Source organism: Arenibacter palladensis, assembly GCF_900129275.1.
GTDB classification, from domain to species: domain Bacteria; phylum Bacteroidota; class Bacteroidia; order Flavobacteriales; family Flavobacteriaceae; genus Arenibacter; species Arenibacter palladensis.
Map to the genome: position 1 here is coordinate 221275 of NZ_FQUX01000004.1, position 23258 is coordinate 244532.

The window sequence follows — 23258 nt, forward strand, 5'->3', positions numbered from 1 at the left end:
CACTGATTACTGCCCGCTATTTACGGCCATTTGCGGCTTTAGATACTTCTTGTCAACATAAAAAGTACCAAAAGGAACAAGGGAGGCAATGAATAGAATGGCAAACATTTTTAGGTCCCATTTTTTTTCTACGCAGACCACGATTGCCAAAACTACATATGCCATGAACAGAAATCCATGGGCATAACCAATATAAATATTGGGTTCTGGTATTTGGGCCATATATTTTAAAGGCATTCCAATGCCAAAAAGCAATAGATAGGAAATACCTTCAAGAATTGCGGTCAAACTAAAAATTTTCAACATATCTTTTTCGGTCAGGTTCGAAATAAAATTATTTTTTAAGACCCGTTAGGATATAGGCCTAACGGGTCTAAATTTTTAAGGAAGTGAGCCTTGTTTTATATGTGTATTACTTCCCCATAGGCATGTGCTACAGCCTCCATTACCGCTTCACTCATGGTAGGGTGGGGATGCACGGCTTTTAGGATCTCATGGCCTGTAGTCTCCAATTTACGGGCAACTACTGCTTCGGCAATCATGTCCGTAACTCCTGCACCGATCATGTGGCATCCTAGCCATTCGCCGTATTTGGCATCAAAAATTACTTTTACAAAGCCGTCCTTGTTACCGGAAGCACTGGCTTTTCCACTAGCTGAGAATGGGAATTTACCAACTTTTATTTCATATCCTTTTTCAATAGCCTGTTTTTCGGTAAGTCCAACAGATGCTATTTCAGGAGAACAGTAGGTACACCCAGGAATGTTACCGTAGTCCAAAGGTTCTACGTGCATACCCGCAATTTTCTCCACACAAAGTATTCCTTCTGCCGATGCAACGTGGGCTAGGGCCTGCCCTGGTGTTACATCGCCAATGGCGAAGTATCCGGGAATATTGGTCTGATAATAATCGTTTACCAAAATTTTATCCCTATCCGTTGCAATACCAACATTTTCCAAACCAATATTTTCAATATTGGTCTTGATACCTACGGCAGACAATACGATATCGGCCTCTAGAATTTCTTCTCCCTTGCTTGTTTTAACTGTGGCCTTAACTCCCGCACCAGAGGTATCTACCTTGGTTACTTCGGAGGAGGTCATAATTTTTATTCCTGTCTTTTTAAGACTGCGCTCCAATTGTTTGGAAACTTCTTCGTCCTCTACCGGTACTACGTTTGGCAAAAACTCCACTACGGTTACTTCTGTGCCCATGGCATTGTAGAAATAGGCAAATTCTATACCTATGGCCCCACTGCCCACTACAAGCATTTTCTTTGGTTGTTTGTCCAAGGACATGGCCTCGCGGTAGCCTATAATTTTTTTGCCATCCTGTGGTAAACTGGGTAGTTCCCTACTGCGTGCGCCTGTAGCAATAATAATGTTATTGGCCGAATACTCTGTTTCTTTGCCGTCATCGGATTTTACACTTACTTTTTTTCCTGGCTTTAAGGTTCCATAGCCCTTAATGACTTCAATCTTATTTTTTTTCATCAAAAATTGAACGCCCTTGCTCATTCCTTCTGCAACGTTCCTACTTCTCTTGACTACGGCATTAAAGTCCTTGTCCACACCTTCGGCCTTTAGTCCGTAATCCGCTGCATGAAGCAAATATTCGAAAACCTGAGCGGATTTCAATAATGCTTTGGTAGGGATACATCCCCAATTTAAACAAACGCCACCTAGATTTTCCTTTTCTATAATGGCAGTCTTAAATCCCAATTGAGAGGCTCTGATTGCGGCTACATAACCTCCAGGACCACTACCTAATACAATAATATCGAAATTGCTCATTTATATTTTTTTTGGTAAATAAATTATGAAGTCGCAAAGTTACAAAACCATACTGAATCCACACAGAGGCCGTTTTAAATTAATTGGAATAAAATAGGCTGGCCCGTATGTAGATGTTGGCCAGCCTGATGAATTAAATAGTTTGTTTTATTGTAGTCTTACCTTATTTTTCAGGTACAAAGTTCAAAGCAGCACCGTTAATGCAATGTCTCTTACCGGTGGTTTGTCTGGGGCCGTCGTTAAAAACGTGACCCAAGTGCCCTCCGCAGGTGGCACAATGTTCTTCAGTCCTGGCATAACCTAGGTCATAATCAACGTCATAGGCAACATTTCCCTTAATCTCCCTGTCGAAACTGGGCCATCCCGTTCCGGAATCAAATTTGTGCTCACTTTTAAAAAGTTCGGTTCCGCAGGCTGCACAGGTATAAACACCCTTTTGTTTGTTGTTCAACAACTCGCTGGATCCAGGGTTTTCCGTACCTGCCTTTCTAAGGACATAAAACTGCATGTCTGTAAGCTGTTTTCTCCACTCTGCCTCAGTTTTGGTGACTTTGAACTGCTCCTTTTTTTTGGTATCCAATTTGGGCGCCTCCTTTTCCTGTGAGGTTCCCTTGCATCCAATAAAAACCACACAAAGCGCGAATATTATTTTTTTCATAGCGTATCTTATTTTATTGTACTTCCTACATTTAGACGAAATGCAAATAGCTTCCTTTCACTGCTTCACTTAAGTCAATTCCTGAGTTAAGGTTTCAATGTATAAAAATAGCCCTTATTTCCTAAAGGAATTAAGGGCCAAGTAAATTTTGTAACGAAGTTTAATCCAATGTAAATCGTTTAACATCTTTTTCTTCAACACCTATAGTGCTCATTACGGCATTAATATTGGATTTGTCCAATTTCGATGCGGCAAATTGACTAGGTAGTATTACGATTCTAAACAATTGATTGTCTGTAAATCCGGTGTCTAAATTAGATAAGTTAAAATTACCGTCAATAAAAATCTCAACATCTATGAAAGTGTGGGCATTGGTGTATTGTATAGTGCCTTCGGGTAAAAAGAAATTTTGAGGTATCAGGCTCCATGCATCGGCTGTTGTATTGTCTTGATAATCTACCGAACCATCATATCGGTATACCAGAACTGCATCAGATTCGAAGACAGGGAAACTAGTAAAATCAGAATACGTAATAATGTAAGAATAGATATCACCACCTGCATCATAGTTGAAGTCAATATTATCTACTTCAAATACTTGTCCTTGGATGCCGTCCTCGCCATCCTGTCCGTCCTGTCCATCAAAACCATCAAAGCCAGGAGGGCCTGCAGGTCCTTCACAGGAGATAAAAAATAAAGCAATAAATGCGCCGAGTAATAAGGTTACTTTTTTCATAATATTTATTTTAGTGTTTAATCAAAATCTATAAATGTTATTGTATTTTTATTGTAGTTTCAAAAAGCGTTCCATTTTTTATATCTATACTTGCAAAGTTAGGTTTTAGAGAAAACTTGTTGTTCGTATATCCAAATTACGGAACAAAGTTGTCTAAACAGTGCACTAAATAACGTAATCATGACCAAAGTAGTATCCCATAGTTTATTTTCAGATTTTGATATAAATCTATTTAAGGCGGGCAAACATTTCAAATTATATGAAAAGTTGGGTTCCCATCTTATTGAAGTCAATGGGGTCAAAGGGACCTATTTTGCCGTTTGGGCGCCTTCCGCCCGTTCCGTTTCAGTGGTGGGCGATTTTAATAATTGGTACGAAGCTGACCATCAATTGTACGTGCGTTGGGATGGTAGTGGTATCTGGGAGGGATTTGTTCCAGACTTGGGAAAAGGCACTTTGTATAAATATATTATTCATTCTACAAATCATGGAGTGGTTACCGAAAAGGCAGACCCCTTTGCCCGAAGCTGTGAACATCCGCCTATGACGGCATCTATAGTTTGGGAAGATAAACATAAATGGGGAGATGAAACCTGGATGAAATCCAGAAAGGAAAAAAATGCCCTGGACAAGCCATTTGCTGTATATGAGGTGCATTTGGGATCTTGGAAGCGAAAATCCAATAATGATTATTTGACCTATTCGGAATTGGCCGAAGATTTGGTGAAATATGTTAAGGAAATGAATTTTACCCATGTGGAGTTTATGCCCATCATGGAGTATCCATATGATCCTTCATGGGGATATCAATTAACGGGCTATTTTGCCCCTACTTCGAGATTCGGAAAACCTGAAGGTTTTAAAGTGTTGGTGGATGCATTGCATCAAAATGGAATTGGGGTTATCCTGGATTGGGTACCTTCGCATTTTCCGGAAGATGCCCACGGTCTAGGTTTTTTTGACGGCTCCCACCTTTATGAGCATCCCGATAGCAGAAGGGGCTATCATCCCGATTGGAAAAGTTTGATATTTAATTACGGGAGAAATGAGGTAAGGGCATTTCTGATCAGTAATGCCATGTTTTGGTTAGATCAGTTCCATGCCGATGCACTTCGTGTAGACGCCGTAGCATCCATGCTATATTTGGATTATTCCAGGGATGAAGGTCAGTGGGAACCCAATATTTACGGGAATAACGAGAATTTGGAGGCAATTTCATTTATCAGGGAACTCAATGAAACCGTTTATTCCAATTTTGAGGGAATACAGATGATTGCCGAGGAATCCACCTCTTTTTCTATGGTGTCCAAACCGGTAAGTATGGGAGGTCTTGGTTTTGGAATGAAATGGATGATGGGTTGGATGCACGATACCTTGGAATACTTTAAAAAAGAACCCATTTATAGGAAACACCATCAAAACGATCTTACCTTTAGTGCTACCTATGCCTTTACAGAGAATTTTATGTTGCCTTTTTCCCATGACGAAGTGGTTTATGGTAAACAATCCCTCTTGTATAGGATGCCTGGGGATGAATGGCAACGTTTTGCCAACTTAAGATTGCTTTTTGGGTATATGTATACCCACCCCGGGGCCAATTTAATTTTTATGGGAGGCGAATTTGGACAATCTTCCGAATGGAATTTTCAAAAAAGTTTGGACTGGCATCTCTTGCAATATGACTTCCATATAGGAATTCAAAATTTGGTGAAGGATTTGAATAAATTGTATCAGGAGTATCCTGCGCTATACGAGAAACAATTTAGTCCTGAAGGTTTTCAATGGATAGATTACGGGGACCATCAAAATTCGGTCCTTACCTATATTAGAAAAGGAATTAATCCCAAGGAGAATATCTATATAGCCTGTAATTTTACTCCGGTACCTAGGGAAAAATATAGAATGGGAGTTCCAAAATCAGGACAATTAAAGGAAATTTTCAATAGTGATGACACAAAATATGGCGGTACAGGGATGAAAAACAGCACATTGAAAATTGGGAAAACCGCATGGCATGGATATGATAAGTCCGTGGAAATCACAATACCACCTCTAGGAGTGGTCGTTTTTAAGTGATTTTTTATATTATAATGCTACCCAATGTATTTGCACCTCATATCATTTCTTTAATTCACATGAATGTATTTTTTTTGTATTCGAAAAATTAACCGCCCATGATCACTAATACTGAACTTGAATACAAAGGCAATTTATACCCCAGTACAATTGTTGAATTTCATAGGGATACGGATAAATTGTATTTCACCACCTCGAACGGGGTCATTTTGGAGATGACAATTTTACGGGACAGTATATTAAGATTTAGGTACGCCACCGAAAATATTTTTGAGCCCGATTTTTCATACTCTATCAGTGAAAATGTTAGTGTTGGGTTTAATCACCTTAAGGTAGAGGAGACTACTACAGAGTATTTGGTGTATACGGCCAAACTAAAAGTGCTCATAGATAAAAAGACTTTGAGGACCCAGATTTCAGATCTTGACGGCAATATAATTAATGAGGATGAACTTGGTTTTCATTGGGAAGAGAATTATGAGTTTGGAGGTAATTCTGTAAAGATGAGCAAGATTACCCAAAACGCGGAGAGTTTCTACGGTTTGGGAGATAAGGCTACACATTCCAACCTAAAAGGGAAACGTGTAAGTAATTGGGTAACGGATCAATACGCATACGGAAAGGATCAAGATCCTTTATATAAGGCAATTCCATTTTTTATAGGCTTGCACAATAATAAGTCCTACGGAATTTTCTTTGACAATACCTTTAAAACGAACTTCGATTTCGCGCATGAGCGGAGAAATGTAACCAGCTTTTGGGCAGATGGGGGAGAGATGAATTATTATTTTATCTACGGTCCCCAAATGAGCCAAGTGGTCAAAGCTTATACCAATTTAACCGGGACGCCAGAGTTGCCCCCAATGTGGGCTATGGGTTATCATCAATCCAAATGGAGCTACTATCCGGAGAGCAATGTTAGGGCCATAGCCAAGAATTTTAGGAAAATGAGGATTCCATGTGATGCCATTTATTTGGACATCGATTATATGGACGGATTTAGGTGTTTCACTTGGGACAAATCGCGTTTTCCAAATCCTAAAAAGATGATTTCTGATCTGGAGGAGAAAGGGTTCAAGACGGTAGTAATGATAGATCCGGGGATAAAGATCGATAAGGATTATTGGGTATATCAAGAGGCTATTGAAAACGATTATTTCTGCAAACGGGCCGATGGTGCGTTTATGAAAGGCAAGGTATGGCCCGGAGAGTGCAATTTTCCGGATTTTACCAATCCCAAGGTAAGGGAGTGGTGGGCCGAACTTTATAAGGAAATGATGTCGGAAATTGGCGTTCATGCGGTTTGGAACGATATGAACGAACCTGCGGTTATGGAGGTCCCCACCAAAACGGCACCTTTGGATACCCGTCATGATTTTGATGGACATCCATGCTCCCATAGAAAGGCACACAATGTATATGGAATGCAGATGGTTCGTGCTACCTATGAGGGCATTAAAAAGTACGTGTATCCAAAGAGGCCCTTTGTAATTACCAGAGCGGCATTTGCAGGAACCCAAAGATTTTCTTCTACATGGACCGGCGATAATGTGGCTACGTGGGAACATTTATGGATTGCGAACGTACAGGCGCAACGTATGTGTATGAGCGGATATTCGTTTGTAGGTTCGGATATTGGGGGCTTTGCGGAACAACCCAATGGCGAGCTATTTGCAAGATGGATTCAATTGGGGGTTTTTCATCCGTTCTGTAGGGTGCATTCCAGTGGCGATCACGGTGATCAGGAACCATGGTCCTTTGATGATGAGGTAACCAACATTGTGCGCAAATTTATTGAATTGCGCTATCAGCTTTTGCCTTATTTGTATACCATGTTCTATAGGTATTCCAAAGAAGGGGTGCCCATGTTGAAGCCATTGGTACATTTTGATCAAGAAGATCATCAAACTCATTTTAGGACCGATGAATTTATTTTTGGGGAGCAAATTCTAGTTTGTCCAGTACAGGAACCGAATGCCCAAGGGCGTAGGATGTACCTGCCAAGGGGCATATGGTATAATTATTGGACGAATGAGGCCGTAGTTGGTGGTATGGAGAAATGGGTGGTAGCCGGTTTGGATAAAATTCCAATCTTTATTAAGGAAGGTGCCATGATTCCAAAATACCCTGTGCAACAATACGTAGGTGAACTGGACATTAAGGAATTGGTTTTGGATGTTTACTATAAAAATGGAGTAGAAACGTCAACCGTCTATGAGGATGGACAGGATGGCTACGACTATAAAAAAGGCAGATATAGCCTAAGAAACTTTAATTTAAAAGGAAAGCCTAATGAACTCCTTATCCAACAGTTTAAGGATGGAAGTTTTATAACTTCCTATGAAACCTTTAAAATGAATCTTCATGGGCTACCCTTTAAAATAAAGAAAATTCAAGTGGATAATGAGTTTGTGGATTTGAAAGATGTTAAGTTAAACGGTAACAATAATATTCATATCAGCAAGGATTTTACTTTATTGCACATTATTGGTGCGTAATTTTTTGTAATTTTCGGGGAATAAATATCTAATCTTAAGATGAAAAAAATAGTTTTAATAATAATGGTCTTTTTAGGCGTTATGGCCTGTAAAACCAATCCCTTTACAGGGCAAAAGGTTTTGAACTTTTACCCTAATAGTCAACTTTTTCCAACAGCTTTTGCTCAATACGACCAATTTCTTGAAGAAAACAAGGTAATTACCGGAACGGACGATGCAAGAATGATAACCAAAACCGGTCAGCGTATTGCAGCGGCTGCCGAACGTTGGCTAACTGCCAATGGTTATGCGGGATACCTTAAGGATTACAAGTGGGAATATAATCTGGTGAACGATGAGACGGTGAATGCCTGGTGTATGCCTGGAGGTAAAATTGTCTTTTATACCGGAATACTTCCAATATGTCAAGGAGAGACCGGAGTGGCGGTAGTAATGGGTCATGAGGTGGCCCACGCTTTGGCAGACCATGGAGCACAAAGGATGAGTGCCGGTACTTTACAGCAATTGGGTGCAGTGGCCGGTAATGTAGTGATACAGGATGAACAAAAAAGGAATATATTCAATCAAGCGTATGGAATAGGTTCCCAAGTTGGGGTAATGCTTCCTTTTAGCAGAAGCCATGAAACGGAAGCCGATAGAATAGGTTTGCAAATTATGGCCATTGCAGGCTATAATCCAGATGAAGCAGCAGAATTGTGGAAGAGAATGCAGGCCAATAGTGGAGGTAGTGCACCGCCAGAATTTCTAAGTACCCACCCTTCCAACGAAACCCGTATAGCCAACCTTACGGAATGGGCACCTTTGGCCAAAAAAGAAGCCGCTAAATTTGGCGTTACCTCTTTTCAATAGTGATAGTTGAAATAAAAATAATTAGTACTAATTTCAATTGGGAAGCTGCTCTTATAGGAGCAGCTTTTTTTATATATGAGTCGAATCCTTCCCATTAAAGGCAGTAAAAAATTATTGAACGCTTGGGCATTTTATGATTGGGCCAATTCTGTTTATAGCCTTGTAATTTCTTCCGCCATATTTCCTATTTTTTATGGAGCCCTGTTTAGAGTGGCCGGAATAGAGAAGGTGTTGGTATTTGGTGGAGAAATTGCTAGGGCACCCCTTATAAGCTATGTTACCTCGGCCGCATTTTTGTTCATAGCGCTTATAACGCCAATTTTATCCGGTATTGCAGACTATTTGGGGAACAAAAGGCTTTTTATGAAATTGTTTTGTTACCTGGGAGCCTTGTCCTGCATAGGATTGTATTGGTTTTCCTTGGAGCATATTTATTTTAGCCTGATTTGTTATTTTTTTGGATTGGTGGGATTTTGGGTAAGTTTTGCCTTTAGTAACTCCTACCTTCCTGATATAGCTTTCCCGGGGCAACAGGATAGGATTAGTGCAAAGGGTTTTTCACTAGGTTATATTGGAAGTGTTATTTTGCTGCTATTTAATTTGGCAATGGTCATGAAGCCCAATCTCTTTGGAATCGAAACAGACGCTGGTGGAATAGCGGAAATCAAGGCTATGAGGTATTCCTTTCTAACGGTAGGCCTTTGGTGGATAGGGTTTTCACAGTATAGCTTTTATTTTCTGCCCAAAGGGTTTAAAAGGGAAGGGGTAAGGCAACATGTAATCCTTAATGGTTTTAGGGAACTAAAAAATGTGTGGCATCAAATGGGAGGGCAAATAAAATTGAAACGATATTTGGCCGCCTTTTTTATCTATAGTATGGCTGTACAGACCGTGATGCTGATAGCCACTTATTTTGGGGAAGAAGAAATTCAATGGACTTCAGACTCCGAAAGGACAACAGGATTGATCATTAGTATCCTTCTGATCCAGCTAGTGGCCATTGCGGGAGCAACGCTTACAGCCAAAGCATCCAAATCCTTCGGCAATATTGCGACACTTATTGTGGTGAATATACTATGGGTGTTGATTTGCATTTATGCCTATTTTTTGATTACACCTTTGGATTTTTACATAGCTGCGGGGTGTGTAGGTGTCGTTATGGGAGGGATTCAGGCACTTTCCAGGTCCACTTATTCCAAATTTTTGCCGGAAACCACAGATACTGCATCTTTCTTTAGTTTTTATGATGTAGCGGAAAAGATAGGAATCGTTATTGGCACTTTCTTATATGGTTTTGCTGCCCAATATTTTGGTAGTATGCGATTTGCCATTATTTTGCTTGGATTGTTTTTTATGGCAGGCGCATTTCTATTGACCAGGGTTAATAAGACACGGAAAATATAAGGTCTTAAGGTAATATTTCCGCTTAATGCTGGGTAATGTCTCCGGATCCTGAAACCTTAGTGCTAATTTTTTCAGGATTGCCCCGATAATCTATGTCGCCCGAACCAGACACTTTTGCGCTTATTTCTTTATTGGCGGTTACCTTTACATTTGCAGAACCGGAAACTGTGGCATCTACATTTTCGGCAATAAGGTCATAAGCATTGATATTGCCCGATCCCGAGATGGACGCTATAAAATCTGTTGTTTTTCCACTTAGGGCCATATCCCCGGAACCGGACATACTGGTATTTATGGAATTTACATCCAGTGCCAGGGTAATATCCCCAGAGCCGGACATAGCGGTTTCAAAATGATTGGCTTTTAATGTCTTTTTGCCAACAATTTCCCCGGAGCCGGACAAGCTCAAGGCCGTAATGCTTTCTACAGGAATGGTTATGTAAACCCCTTTTTTCCAGGAAGATGGATTTAGGTTATATCCGTTTTTTACTTTTATCGTTAATTTATGGCCAGTTACTTCGGTTATAATATGGTCCAATATATTTTGTTCTCCCACCAAAGTAAGCATGCCTTCCTTACCATCGACCAACTCAATATTGAAGAAACCTGAAATGGCAATTTGATCGTAGTCCTTTGTTGTTCTCTCTAGGGTAACCTGTTTGCCGTTACCACTTATTTTCTCGTTTCTTTGGGCACTAATGCAGCCAATAACAAATAGACTTAATAGGCCGAGTGTTAAATGTTTCATCTTTTTTACCTGTTTAACGTTATTTTTTATAAAATGAAATCCCTCCATATTCACTGGTAATGGTCATTAGATTACCACTATTTTGACTTCCGTAATAGCCCTTAAAATATTTTTGGGTAGATCTTTCATTGCTAATGTTTATTTCGAATTCATCCTTTCCACTTACTCCTGCATATTTGCTGTCAATTTCAAAATTGAAATGATACGCCGGGGAGTACCCTATTTTTATGCCCGTGTAATCCGTATTTATCCGAAGGTTTTTAGCATCTGGTGCCATCTCGTCAATTCTCACGGACCCGTAACTGGATTTTATATCCACGTTACCGTGAATGGTTCCCAAGCTTACATTTATATAATCACCGTTGCCTTGAACATTTCGCGCTTCCTTTATTTCCAATTTACCATAATCGCATACATAGGAAAGGTCTTCCATAGATTGGACCGTGGCATTGGTGTAGTCGGCAACGATATCCAGGTTTCCCGCCTTTTCAATGGTAAAGCCTGAATAATCGGCATTAATTTTACCGCTGTTGATATAGCCTATGGTAGATTTGGAAGTGTAATCGAAGGATAATTGGTTGCTTCTCCCATGTAGTTCCCCAATTTCCAATCGGCCATAGTCGCAATTTATTTTGGCATGGCCGTCTATCCTGTCCAAAATTATGCTACCGTAGTCGTTGCTCAGATTTACGCTGTTCTTTATTGGGATCTTTACCGTGTAGTTTACCTGCATATTTACATTGTTGCTACTGCCCCAATTCCATCCCCAACTATTTTTACTCTTGTTAAAGATGGTGGTGGCAGAGACCATAGTACTGCTGCCCTCAAAATCTACGTTGATTTCATCCAGCTTGCGCTGTACCTTATCTTCGTTGTCCCCAGTGGTTTTGATATGGACCTCTATGGTTACTCGGTCTTGGTTCCAGGAGGTGATATTTAAATTTCCATAGCTATTGTCGATTTTCAATAAGGCGTCCAAATTTACTTTGTACTCTTTTTTAATGGTTTTCTCCTTTGTATACTTGCCTCTAGGCATATCATTGATGGCAAAGGAACTAATAGGTACAAGCCATAACAGGGCGATTATGTATCTAAGCCGTAATATTTTCATTTTCGTAGTTTTTAAAATTTTTAATTTCTTCAATTTGTTCCAGTACTTCATTTAATAGATCTATTCTGGTCTGAAAATTGGTGATCATGGCACTTAATATTAATTTGCTATTGCCTCCATCCAATAGATCCTGCTCCATCTTTTTGTAATCATTGTCCAAGTTTCTAAGTTGGGTCATGGTATCGGCAATTAATTTTTGAGTTTCGGGTGTACTTTCTTTTTGCATTTTTTTTACCTGGTCCTCTATAACACTGGCAAAGTAGTTTTCGGTATTGCTGATTTCCGGGGAAATTTTGGAAACCTGTTGCTGTACGCTTGGGGATGTGTAAAGGAAATTGAATCCTATGCTACACAATATTATCACGGCAGCAGCTATGGATAGTGGCTTCCAACCAAAAAGATTCTTTTTGGTTTTTGTTGACGCCTTCGAAGTGGCTTCCAGTTTTGCCAGGAACCTTAATCTGTGTCCATCTGCCGGCTCCGCCGTATCAAAGGAGCCCTTTAATTCCTTAAACAGTTTTTCTATATGATCAACTTCCATGGTATTCGGTATTTAATTTTTGTCTTAGGCTATCTTTTGCCCTGGATATCAATGTCCTGCAATTGGCATAACTCAATTTCATTATTTCGCATATTTCTTCGTAATCGTATCCTTCAATCAAATGTAAGGTCAAAGAAATTCTGTAATTGTCTTTTAACAGCTTCATGGTTTCAATCACTTTTTGAGCCTTTAGTTCAATCATTCCATTATCTGGGACATATCCATCATTGTCTTCGACCTTGTACATTACATTTCCAAGATCGACTTCCTGGCGTTTCATTCTCTTTTTATACTGATGAATACTATTGTTTACCACAATTCGCTTTAGCCAGGCCCCAAAGGAAACTTCACCCTTAAATTGGTCCAGTTTGGTCAGTGCACTTAGTAGGGATTCCTGCATTACATCTTCTGCAATGGCGCTGTCTTTTACGATCCTATAGGAAACATTGTACATTCCTTTATAATAGCGATTGTAAATTTCTAGTTGCGCGTTCCGGTCGCCGTTTAAGCACAATGGTATCAACTCATCAATATGTTTCTTTTCTAGGCTCAAAAAGGTAATGGTTTGCTTAATAGATGAGGTAATTTATGGAATGTTACAGTTTATTTATAAAAAGATTTTCTTAGTTGGCATAAGAATTGCCCAAATAGAAATGAAAAGGAAATGTTAGAATCCCCAATCTCCTGATTATTATAGGGAAAGGAGGTGTACAAAGGATTAAATATAAATTGTTTCTCTGTCTATGAATGACAGAATGACCGAAAATAGAATATGGCTAAAACAAAAAACATACAATTTGACACAATGTCATTGCACGGGATCGATGAGGATGCGGAATTAATACCTTTAATGACGCCTGAGGATGAGGAGGAGATCAACAATGAAAAGTTGCCCGAAACCTTGCCTATATTACCCTTGCGCAATACTGTTTTGTTTCCTGGTGTAGTAATTCCAATCACTGCAGGAAGGGATAAATCCATTAAATTGATAAAGGATGCCAATAACGGATCAAAGGTAATTGGTGTAGTAGCCCAGAAAGATGAGGAAACAGAAAATCCCGGCGTAAAGGATATCAATACATTGGGAACGGTGGCGAGAATATTAAGGGTGTTGCAAATGCCCGATGGAAACACAACCGTAATCATTCAGGGTAAAAAGAGGTTTGAGGTGGCCGAAGTGCTTACCGAAAAGCCGTACATCACGGCTACCGTTAGGGAAACTACCGAAGTTAGACCAACACGTGACGACAAGGAATTTAGGGCGATTATAGATTCGATTAAAGAGCTGTCTTTGCAGATTATAAGGGATAATCCAAATATCCCCAGTGAGGCTTCCTTTGCTATAAAGAATATTCAGAGCGATTCATTTTTGATAAATTTTGTCTCCTCCAACCTTAACTTGAGCGTAAAGGACAAGCAGGAATTGTTGGAAATAGGCAGTTTGCAGGATCGTGCACTGGCTACCCTTAAATATATGAACATTGAGCTTCAGAAGCTGGAACTGAAAAATGATATTCAGTCCAAGGTGCGAAGTGATATGGATCAGCAGCAACGGGAGTACTATCTTCATCAGCAAATGAAAACCATCCAAGAGGAATTGGGTGGACTTTCTTATGAAGAGGAAGTGGACGAGATGCGGACAAAGGCCAAAAAGAAGAAGTGGAACAAAACCGTTGCCGAACATTTTGAAAAGGAATTGGCCAAAATGCAGCGGATGAATCCTCAGGTGGCCGAGTATTCCATTCAACGTAACTATTTGGATCTGTTCTTGGAGTTGCCTTGGAACGAATTTTCCAAGGATAAGTTCGATCTAAAAAGGGCCCAAAAGATATTGGATAGGGACCATTATGGTCTGGAAGATGTTAAAAGAAGGATAATCGAATATTTGGCGGTGTTAAAATTGCGGAATGATATGAAATCGCCCATCCTATGCTTATTTGGACCTCCTGGTGTTGGTAAAACCTCCTTGGGAAAATCTGTAGCAGAGGCTTTGGGAAGGGAGTATGTGCGAATTTCACTTGGTGGCCTAAGGGACGAAGCCGAGATTCGCGGGCACCGTAAAACCTATATAGGGGCCATGCCCGGTAGAATTATTCAAAGTCTAAAAAAGGCCGGTAAATCCAACCCTGTTTTTATTTTGGATGAAATAGACAAACTATCCAATAGTCATCAAGGCGATCCTTCCTCGGCAATGTTAGAGGTTTTGGATCCGGAACAGAACAATGAGTTTCATGATAACTTTTTGGAAATGGGCTACGACCTATCCAAAGTAATGTTCATTGCTACGGCCAATAGTTTGTCGGAAATACAGCCTGCCCTTAGGGATAGGATGGAAATTATACACGTAACAGGCTATACCATAGAGGAAAAAGTGGAGATTGCAAGGAGGCATTTATTGCCTAAGCAGTTAAAGGAGCATGGTCTTACCGTAAAACATTTGAAAATTGGCAAGCCTCAATTGGAAAAGATTGTCGAGGGTTATACCAGGGAATCTGGGGTTAGGTCTTTGGAGAAACAAATTGCCAAGATGGTGCGGCATGCTGCCAAATCAATAGCAATGGATGAGGAGTATAACCAAAAGGTTTCCTTTGAAGATATTGAAAAGGTTTTGGGGCCTGCACGTATGGAAAGGGATAAGTACGAGAACAACGAAGTGGCCGGTGTGGTCACAGGCTTGGCCTGGACCAGTGTTGGTGGGGATATTTTATTTATAGAGTCCATCCTGTCCAGAGGTAAGGGGAACCTGACCATTACGGGTAACTTGGGCACGGTGATGAAGGAGTCTGCCACCATAGCCATGGAGTATATAAAATCCAATTCGGATAGGTATGGATTAGATCCAGAAGTATTCGATAAATACAATGTTCATATCCATGTTCCGGAAGGGGCTACTCCTAAGGACGGTCCTAGTGCAGGGATCACCATGTTAACCTCTTTGGTATCCCTGTTCACCCAGAAAAAAATAAAGAAGAGCCTGGCAATGACAGGAGAAATTACCCTAAGGGGAAAAGTGTTGCCTGTTGGTGGGATAAAGGAAAAGATTTTGGCTGCAAAGCGAGCAAAAATCAAGGAGATCATTCTTTGCGAGGATAATAGGAAGGATATTCTGGAAATTAAGGAGGACTATTTAAAGGGGCTTACTTTTCACTATGTCAACGACATGCAGGAGGTTATAGATATTGCCGTCACGGATGAGTCCGTTAAAAATCCAAAGCAATTGTAGAGAGATTGATTTTAATGAATTTTTAGAAAGTACCTACTAGGAAATTAGTAGGTACTTTTGTTTTTTAGGGAAGCTGTGACCATTTGATAAAAGTTTTAGAAGAATCTAACTGATGCCTAGGAATTGGAATTTGAAAGGATTCCCTTGTCAAAATGGTAATATTAAGGCTTGTCTATATGCTCCAATTGAGCAATTCTTACTATTTTTAGACCCATGGGAAAGATAACTATTGCTATTGATGGATATTCATCTACAGGAAAAAGTACTATAGCCAAGCAGTTGGCAAAGGCATTGGATTATGTATACGTAGATACCGGGGCCATGTACAGGGCGGTAACACTTTTTGCTATGCGCGAGGGTTTTATTGGGGGTGAAAAGGATGATCTGGATGGCTTGGTCCATGCCCTTCCCAGTGTGGAACTTACATTTGTCTATAATAAATCCCTTGGGTTTTCTGAGATGTATTTGAACGGGGAGAATGTGGAGAAGGAAATCCGGACCTTGCCCGTTTCGCAACAAGTAAGTAAGATTGCCACTATAGAGAAGGTGAGGCTAAAATTGGTGGCGATGCAGCAGGAAATGGGTAAGAAAAAAGGACTTGTAATGGATGGTAGGGACATAGGGACCGTTGTCTTTCCCGATGCCGAATTTAAAATTTTTATGACGGCTTCTCCAGAAACTAGAGCGTTTAGAAGATATAAGGAGCTTTTGGACAAAGGAGACAAGGTGTCCTATAAGGAAGTGTTGAAAAATGTTCAGACTAGGGACTACATTGATTCCCATCGCGAATTTTCACCCTTGAGAAAAGCGGATGATGCCATAGAATTTGATAATAGTGACATGGGCTTAAAAGAACAATTGGAACGCATATATAATTTTGCACTCCGTAAAATTGAAGGAAAATAATTTTCTTTAATTGTTCCTCTAAATATCAAATCGGGCGTAGTTGGGATGTTATTGCCTTAGTGGCTTTAATCCTTACTACGCCCGAATTTAATATGTGATTCCCCTAGTTGGGGATAACCAAGACTTGGTCTGGATGAATAACATCCGGATTTTTAAGGATATTGGTATTTGCCTCAAATATTTTTTTGTATTTCATTGGGTCTCCATAGTATTTTTTGGCAATCTTACTAAGCGATTCCCCGCTTTTTACGGTGTGTCTGTGATAAACACTTTCGTCGGCAACGGTAATGTTGGCTTTAATATCCGAAGGATTTTCACCGCCCAGTTCCTTTATTTTGTCCCACAAAAGATTTTTCTCGTACTGGGTTGCGGCCTGCCCTTTTATCTTTAGAATACCTGCTTCCTCCTTTACGTCCCCATCCTTTATTTTTAACTGCTCGCCAAGGTTCAGGACAGCTTGATATTTTGCTTTTACACTCATAATCGTATTTTTTTAACGGTTAATATTTATGGCTTCAAGATAGGGATTCTTGGTCTAGTTTTCATAGATTTTTAGAAAATAGTCAAGTAATTGGCACTCATCTCATTTTTAGGTTTGTAAAACCATTTTTTAGTTGTATTTTTGCACTCCTTTTTTAGCAAAGCATCGAGAGGAAAAAGGGACGAAAAGAAAATCAATATAACTTCTTCCGTGGTAATTGTTAGCTCTTGTTACTCCATGGAATACAAATTAATAATCAGCAAATGGCTGAAGAAAAAACATCAGTTGAGGTAGAAGAAACTACTGAAGCTACACAAGAAACAAAAGTAGAAACCCAAGCGCAGGATCCAAAAGAGTTTTTGGAAAATTTTGATTGGGACAAGTATGAGCAGGGAATAGAGCGTGTTGATGATTCCAAATTAAAGGAATTTGAAAACTTGGTCGCTGAAAACTTTGTAGATACTGCAGACGAAGAAGTAGTACAGGGAACAGTAGTGTACCTTACAGAACGTGAGGCGATTATTGATATTAATGCCAAGTCTGAAGGTGTTATTTCACTGAACGAATTCCGATACAATCCTGACCTTAAGGTTGGAGATAAGGTAGAGGTGTTGATCGATATCCGTGAGGATAAAAGTGGACAGTTGGTACTTTCACACAGAAAGGCAAGAACTATTATGGCTTGGGATCGTGTAAATGCGGCCCATGACAAAGAAGAGATTGTTAGTGGTTTTGTAAAATGCAGAACTAAAGGTGGTATGATCGTCGATGTTTTTGGAATTGAAGCATTCTTACCAGGTTCACAAATAGATGTTAAGCCAATCCGTGATTACGATCAATATGTAAATAAGACTATGGAATTTAAAGTGGTTAAGATAAACCATGAATTCAAAAACGTAGTTGTATCGCATAAGGCGTTGATCGAGGCCGATATCGAAGAGCAGAAAAAAGAGATCATTGGTCAATTGGAAAAAGGACAGGTTCTTGAAGGTGTTGTTAAAAACATTACTTCTTACGGTGTCTTTATTGACCTTGGTGGTGTTGATGGATTGGTACATATTACCGACCTATCTTGGAGCAGAATCAACCATCCAAATGAAGTGGTGGAATTGGATCAGAAATTAAATGTTGTTATCCTTGATTTTGATGAGAACAAATCTAGAATCCAGTTAGGTCTTAAGCAATTGGAGAAACATCCTTGGGATGCTCTTAGCGAAGACATTAAAATTGGAGACAAGGTTAAAGGTAAAGTAGTGGTTATTGCCGACTACGGTGCATTTATCGAAGTTGCAGAGGGTGTTGAAGGATTGATCCACGTTTCTGAAATGTCTTGGTCTACACATTTACGTTCCGCTCAGGATTTCGTAAAAGTTGGTGACGAGGTAGAAGCTGTTGTATTAACCTTGGATAGGGAAGACCGTAAAATGTCTCTTGGAATTAAGCAATTAACTCCAGATCCATGGACTGATATCACTAGCAAATATCCTGTTGGATCTAAGCATAAAGGTATTGTACGTAATTTCACCAATTTTGGTGTGTTTGTTGAATTGGAAGAAGGAATAGACGGGTTGATCTACATCTCCGATCTTTCTTGGACCAAGAAAATTAAGCATCCATCCGAGTTTGTAACCGTAGGTGATACTTTGGAAGTTGAGGTATTGGAATTGGATGTTGAAGGTCGTAAGTTAAGTTTAGGACACAAGCAGACTACTGAAAATCCTTGGGATAAGTACGAAACTGAATTTGCTTTGGATACAGTTCACAAAGGAACTATCGCTGAAATAGTGGATAAAGGAGCAACTATAGAATTTAACGAGGATATCGTAGCCTTCGTACCATCACGTCATTTGGAAAAAGAAGATGGCAAGAAATTGGTAAAAGGTGAAGAGGCCGAGTTCAAGATCATTGAATTCAATAAGGAATTCAAAAGAGTTGTAGCTAGCCACACCGCTATCTTTAGAGAAGAGGAACAACGTAATGTAAAAGCTGCCGTTAAAAAAGCTGCAGCCTCTGCTGATGAAGCTAAACCTACTATAGGTGATGCCAACGAAGCATTGCAAGCGTTGAAAGATAAAATGGAAGCTAACGACAAGAAAAAGAAGTAAGCTTTTAGTTTATTAATATAAGGGAGCCCTGACATTTTTGTCAGGGCTTTTTTTTGTTGTAAAAGGATTGAAATTTTAATTCCTAGTTTATACGGAATTGAAGGTGGGCTAATTCCGTGGTTATTTACGTTCGGAATATTATATAATATGCAACTTCTGGGTTCTCAAGGATTTGTGTGCCGGATAAAATACTTATTTCTGTTAAGTTGTGGTCTTTTGTCTTTATGGCGCCAATATTAAATAGAAATCCCTACTTTTGTAGTTCAAAAGCATTGGCCAAATCATCTATGAGTCAAAAAGTATTACTTTCTTCCAAAGAAATAAATATTATCCTGCATCGCCTGGCTTGTCAATTATTAGAAAACCATCTCGATTTTAAAAATACTGTTCTCATAGGGATACAACCTAGGGGAATATTTTTGGCTTCCCGCCTGGCCAAGATCCTTAAAGAGGATTATGGAGTGAAAAATATTAATTTAGGATTCTTGGACATAACATTCTATCGTGATGATTTTAGGAGAGGTGATAAGACCTTGGAAGCCAACAAGACCAAAATAGATTTTCTTGTAGAGGATAAGAAAGTAGTCTTTGTGGATGATGTTCTTTATACCGGTAGAAGTATAAGGGCAGCTTTAACGGCTATACAGTCTTTTGGAAGACCGTTGGAAATAGAATTGTTAACATTGATCGATAGGCGTTTTAGTAGGCATTTGCCTATTCAGCCCAATTATAGGGGGCGGCAAGTGGATGCCATAAATGGAGAAAAAGTTAAGGTAATGTGGGAGGAAAATGATGGGGAGGATGTAATATATTTAGTAAAGACATAGGTATGGGCGAATTAAGTGTGAAACACTTGTTGGGAATCAAGTATCTGAAGGAATCGGATATTCAGCTCATTTTTGAAACTGCAGATCACTTTAAGGAGGTGATCAACCGATCTATCAAAAAAGTTCCTTCCCTACGCGATATCACCATAGCCAATATATTTTTCGAGAACAGTACCCGTACACGACTTTCCTTTGAGTTGGCGGAAAAGAGGTTGTCCGCAGATGTTGTTAATTTTTCTGCAGCTCAATCTTCGGTCAAAAAAGGGGAGACCTTGATAGATACGGTCAATAATATCCTTTCCATGAAGGTAGATATGGTGGTAATGCGCCATCCCAATCCTGGAGCGGGAATATTTCTTTCCAAACACGTAAAAGCATCTATTGTCAATGCCGGTGATGGTGCCCATGAGCATCCCACACAGGCCTTGTTGGATTCCTATTCCATTAGGGAAAAATTGGGAGACGTAGCGGGAAAAAATGTGGTCATCGTAGGGGATATTCTTCATTCCAGAGTGGCCCTTTCAAATATTTTTGCCCTGCAATTACAAGGTGCCAATGTAAAGGTTTGCGGACCCAAAACATTGCTGCCCAAACACATAGAATCCTTGGGTGTCACCGTAGAAACCAATTTGCGAAAGGCGCTGAATTGGTGTGATGTAGCCAATATGCTGCGTATTCAGAATGAACGTTTGGATATTAGTTACTTCCCCACAACAAGGGAGTACACCCAGCAATTTGGGGTAAATAAGGCCTTGTTGAACAGTTTGGATAAGGAAATTGTAATAATGCACCCGGGTCCCATAAACCGTGGAGTGGAAATAACCAGTGATGTAGCGGATTCCAAACAATCCATTATATTGAACCAGGTAGAAAATGGGGTAGCCATTCGTATGGCAGTGATTTATTTATTGGCGTCAAAAATTAAATAATAGGTCTATGATTTTGGATAAAGAAGGGAATGTAACTACGGTTCTTCAAGAAAATATCTCATTAAGCAAGTTTCTTGCCAATTTTAAGGATATGTATCCTAAGATTAAGAACGATCATATTATTGTAAATCTTTTTTCATTTTCAAAACTGACCTCCAACGACGTTTTGGAATTTCTGGAACTCTCCGATGCCCATCGAAAAACCAAAAAATCTTTTGTTTTGGTAACCGGAAAAGTATCCTATGACGAGGTTCCAGATCGTATCTGTGTGGTGCCTACCATTCAGGAGGCAAAGGATATTATAGAAATGGAGGAGATTGAAAGGGACTTGGAACTTTAAGAATATATAATTTATAAGTGATAGTGGAAGAAAGATGTTAATTGAAGTGACAACCACATTTTTATTGGGTTGTTATTGTCCCTTAAGGGTCTTTTAAATATAATAAGGGAATAATCTTCCATTTTCCACTTTCAATATTTCATTTTTATGAAACTAACCGTATTGGGTTGTTATGCAGCAACACCAAGATCTTTAAACAATCCTACATCACAAGTATTAGAGATTAAGAACCAATTGTTTTTGATAGACTGTGGAGAAGGGACACAGGTGCAATTGCGCAAAAGCAAAATAAAGTTTTCCCGAATCAATCATATTTTAATATCGCATTTGCACGGGGACCATTTTTTTGGATTGCCGGGGTTAATATCTACTTTTAGGTTGTTGGGCAGGACCAATGAATTGCATGTGTATGGCCCAAAAGGGATTAAGGAGGCTATTACCCTATTTCTCAAACTGGGGGATTCATGGACCAATTACCCCCTTGTTTTTCATGAATTGACTTCAACAGAGCCCGAAAGGATTTACGAGGATGATAAGGTGTCCATTACCACAATTCCATTGGAACACAGGGTATATACCAATGGTTTTCTGATTAGGGAACAACTGGCAGAGCGAAAATTGAATGTAAAAGCCGTTGCCAAATACAAAATAGACAAGTGCTATTTTCAGAATATTAAGAATGGCAAGGACATTGTTTTGGATAATAATACGATTATTCCCAATGCCTTGTTGACCTTTGACCCTCCAGCTCCCAAAAGTTATGCGTTTTGTAGTGATACAGCCTTTTCCAGAAGAATTATTCCTTGGATAAGTAATGTGGACGTTTTATATCATGAGACTACATTCTTGGAGACGGAAAAAAGATTGGCCCCGAAAACAAAACATGCAACCGCCAAAGAGGCCGCTACCATTGCCAAAGAAGCCAATGTAGGGCTGTTGATATTAGGGCATTTTTCAACTAGATATCAATCTTTGGACCTGTTTAAGGAAGAGGCCAAGACCATATTTCCAAATGTGGAACTTGCTGACGATGGTAAGGAGTTTGATCTTTAGTCCAGAGAAATCCCAATAATTTAGTTGCGGAGGTAAAGTGTGTTGATTTAAAGAAGTTTAAAATCGACTTGTTATTTTTTGGGCGATGTAAAAAAAACAGGACACTGATTCTGTGATAGATCGTCTTGACTTTTTCAAATTCACACTTAACTTTTGGGATTGATGCTACATAGGGCTTCCTTCGGTTTTTAGAGGTTAAAAAAACTACACTTACTTTTCGTGTTTCAGTTTGTTTTATGCAATTTTGTATAGTAACTTTTCACGCTAATAATATCCAAGAGTACATATGCAAAAAGACCTAGGGAATTACAGGAAATCCTATGAAAAAAGCTCGCTTTCAGAAGAGGTTATTTCTGATAACCCTATGGAGTTATTTCAAAAATGGTTCTATGAGGTCGAGGCGTCGGATGGAGTAGATGAACCCAATGCCATGACGGTCTGCACCATTGGTTTGGACGGGTTTCCAAAGAATAGGGTGGTATTGCTGAAAAAGTACACTTTTGAAGGTTTTATTTTTTATACCAATTACGAAAGTGAAAAGGGGAGGGCCATAACCCAAAACCCCAATGTTTGCATTTCTTTTTTTTGGCCCAATATGGAAAGACAGATCATAATTAAGGGTAGGGCCGAGAAAATAGCTGAAAATTTATCTGATGGCTATTTTGAATCACGCCCCGATGGTAGCAAACTGGGTGCAATAGTATCCAAACAGAGCGAGGTGGTTCCGAATAGGGAATATCTGGAAAAGAAATTAAAGGATTTGGAGAAGGAATATGAAAATAAGGAGATAGTTCGTCCAAAATACTGGGGCGGATTTATTGTAAAGCCTGTTTCCATTGAATTCTGGCAAGGACGTCCCAACAGATTGCATGATAGGATACGTTACAGCCTGCAGGCCAATTACGATTGGAAAATTGAAAGGTTGGCCCCTTGACGCTTGGCCGGCACTTTGGATATGAATGGTAATGGGGTTGTGCGAA

General features: G+C 39.6%; 21 protein-coding genes. 12 read left to right on the plus strand and 9 right to left on the minus strand.

Annotated features, from left to right (window positions below):
* Positions 1-6: 6 nt before the first annotated feature.
* From BUA60_RS13240 to BUA60_RS13255, 4 genes are all read right to left on the minus strand, one after another.
* A complete protein-coding gene (locus BUA60_RS13240) occupies positions 7-306 on the minus strand; it encodes a DUF3817 domain-containing protein (RefSeq protein ID WP_072862392.1) in 300 nt (99 codons plus the stop codon).
* A 95-nt stretch (positions 307-401) separates the two neighbouring features.
* Positions 402-1793, minus strand: coding sequence for a dihydrolipoyl dehydrogenase (gene lpdA, locus BUA60_RS13245; RefSeq protein WP_072862394.1), 1392 nt, complete (start codon positions 1791-1793; stop codon positions 402-404).
* A 163-nt stretch (positions 1794-1956) separates the two neighbouring features.
* Entirely contained in the window at positions 1957-2451 is a 495-nt protein-coding gene (gene msrB / locus BUA60_RS13250; protein WP_072862396.1) for a peptide-methionine (R)-S-oxide reductase MsrB, read from the minus strand.
* A 160-nt stretch (positions 2452-2611) separates the two neighbouring features.
* A complete protein-coding gene (locus tag BUA60_RS13255) occupies positions 2612-3187 on the minus strand; it encodes a collagen-like triple helix repeat-containing protein (protein ID WP_072862398.1) in 576 nt (191 codons plus the stop codon).
* Between the two features lie 180 nt (positions 3188-3367).
* On the opposite strand from BUA60_RS13255, the gene glgB reads away from it, so the two are divergent.
* The 4 genes from glgB (at position 3368) to BUA60_RS13275 (ending at position 10014) form a co-directional block, all read left to right on the plus strand.
* Positions 3368-5263, plus strand: a complete 1896-nt coding sequence (gene glgB, locus BUA60_RS13260; protein WP_072862400.1) for a 1,4-alpha-glucan branching protein GlgB — start codon at positions 3368-3370, stop codon at positions 5261-5263.
* A 98-nt stretch (positions 5264-5361) separates the two neighbouring features.
* Positions 5362-7761, plus strand: a complete 2400-nt coding sequence (locus BUA60_RS13265) for a glycoside hydrolase family 31 protein (RefSeq protein ID WP_072862402.1) — start codon at positions 5362-5364, stop codon at positions 7759-7761.
* A gap of 39 nt (positions 7762-7800) precedes the next feature.
* Positions 7801-8610: a M48 family metallopeptidase gene (locus BUA60_RS13270; RefSeq protein ID WP_072862404.1), complete on the plus strand. Its 810-nt coding sequence runs from the start codon at positions 7801-7803 to the stop codon at positions 8608-8610.
* Positions 8611-8685: 75 nt separating this feature from the next.
* Positions 8686-10014: an MFS transporter gene (locus tag BUA60_RS13275; protein ID WP_072862405.1), complete on the plus strand. Its 1329-nt coding sequence runs from the start codon at positions 8686-8688 to the stop codon at positions 10012-10014.
* A 22-nt stretch (positions 10015-10036) separates the two neighbouring features.
* Here BUA60_RS13275 and BUA60_RS13280 read toward each other — a convergent pair whose 3' ends face one another.
* Genes BUA60_RS13280 through BUA60_RS13295 form a run of 4 tightly spaced genes read right to left on the minus strand, consistent with a single transcriptional unit; the run spans position 10037 to position 12967 of the window.
* Entirely contained in the window at positions 10037-10762 is a 726-nt protein-coding gene (locus BUA60_RS13280; RefSeq protein ID WP_072862735.1) for a head GIN domain-containing protein, read from the minus strand.
* A gap of 19 nt (positions 10763-10781) precedes the next feature.
* Entirely contained in the window at positions 10782-11873 is a 1092-nt protein-coding gene (locus tag BUA60_RS13285; protein ID WP_072862407.1) for a DUF4097 family beta strand repeat-containing protein, read from the minus strand.
* Positions 11854-12414: a hypothetical protein gene (locus tag BUA60_RS13290; protein ID WP_072862408.1), complete on the minus strand. Its 561-nt coding sequence runs from the start codon at positions 12412-12414 to the stop codon at positions 11854-11856. Before BUA60_RS13290 ends, BUA60_RS13285 begins: the two co-directional genes overlap by 20 nt.
* The gene (locus BUA60_RS13295; protein ID WP_072862410.1) at positions 12404-12967 is read right to left on the minus strand and encodes an RNA polymerase sigma factor; all 564 of its coding nucleotides are present in this window, start codon (positions 12965-12967) and stop codon (positions 12404-12406) included. Before BUA60_RS13295 ends, BUA60_RS13290 begins: the two co-directional genes overlap by 11 nt.
* A 219-nt stretch (positions 12968-13186) precedes the next feature.
* Between BUA60_RS13295 and lon the strand changes: the two genes are divergently transcribed.
* Complete coding sequence (lon, locus tag BUA60_RS13300; RefSeq protein ID WP_072862411.1) at positions 13187-15637, plus strand: endopeptidase La; 2451 nt, start codon at positions 13187-13189, stop codon at positions 15635-15637.
* Between the two features lie 213 nt (positions 15638-15850).
* A complete protein-coding gene (gene cmk / locus BUA60_RS13305) occupies positions 15851-16543 on the plus strand; it encodes a (d)CMP kinase (protein ID WP_072862413.1) in 693 nt (230 codons plus the stop codon).
* 103 nt (positions 16544-16646) lie between these two features.
* On the opposite strand, the gene BUA60_RS13310 is transcribed toward cmk, so the two are convergent.
* The gene (locus tag BUA60_RS13310) at positions 16647-17024 is read right to left on the minus strand and encodes a LysM peptidoglycan-binding domain-containing protein (RefSeq protein ID WP_031442955.1); all 378 of its coding nucleotides are present in this window, start codon (positions 17022-17024) and stop codon (positions 16647-16649) included.
* A 263-nt stretch (positions 17025-17287) separates the two neighbouring features.
* On the opposite strand from BUA60_RS13310, the gene rpsA reads away from it, so the two are divergent.
* The 6 genes from rpsA to pdxH all read left to right on the plus strand — a co-directional run bounded on the left by rpsA (position 17288) and on the right by pdxH (position 23212).
* A complete protein-coding gene (gene rpsA, locus BUA60_RS13315) occupies positions 17288-19129 on the plus strand; it encodes a 30S ribosomal protein S1 (RefSeq protein ID WP_072862414.1) in 1842 nt (613 codons plus the stop codon).
* A gap of 287 nt (positions 19130-19416) precedes the next feature.
* Positions 19417-19956, plus strand: a complete 540-nt coding sequence (gene pyrR, locus BUA60_RS13320; RefSeq protein WP_072862737.1) for a bifunctional pyr operon transcriptional regulator/uracil phosphoribosyltransferase PyrR — start codon at positions 19417-19419, stop codon at positions 19954-19956.
* 2 nt (positions 19957-19958) lie between these two features.
* Positions 19959-20885, plus strand: a complete 927-nt coding sequence (locus tag BUA60_RS13325; RefSeq protein WP_031442959.1) for an aspartate carbamoyltransferase catalytic subunit — start codon at positions 19959-19961, stop codon at positions 20883-20885.
* A gap of 7 nt (positions 20886-20892) precedes the next feature.
* On the plus strand, positions 20893-21225 hold the full coding sequence (locus BUA60_RS13330; RefSeq protein ID WP_072862416.1) for a ribonuclease Z: 333 nt from the start codon (positions 20893-20895) through the stop codon (positions 21223-21225).
* A 147-nt stretch (positions 21226-21372) separates the two neighbouring features.
* On the plus strand, positions 21373-22278 hold the full coding sequence (locus BUA60_RS13335; protein WP_072862418.1) for a ribonuclease Z: 906 nt from the start codon (positions 21373-21375) through the stop codon (positions 22276-22278).
* Between the two features lie 286 nt (positions 22279-22564).
* Positions 22565-23212 carry a pyridoxamine 5'-phosphate oxidase gene (pdxH, locus tag BUA60_RS13340; protein ID WP_072862421.1) on the plus strand — a complete coding sequence of 216 codons (648 nt, stop codon included), beginning with the start codon at positions 22565-22567 and terminating at the stop codon, positions 23210-23212.
* Positions 23213-23258 lie beyond the last annotated feature (46 nt).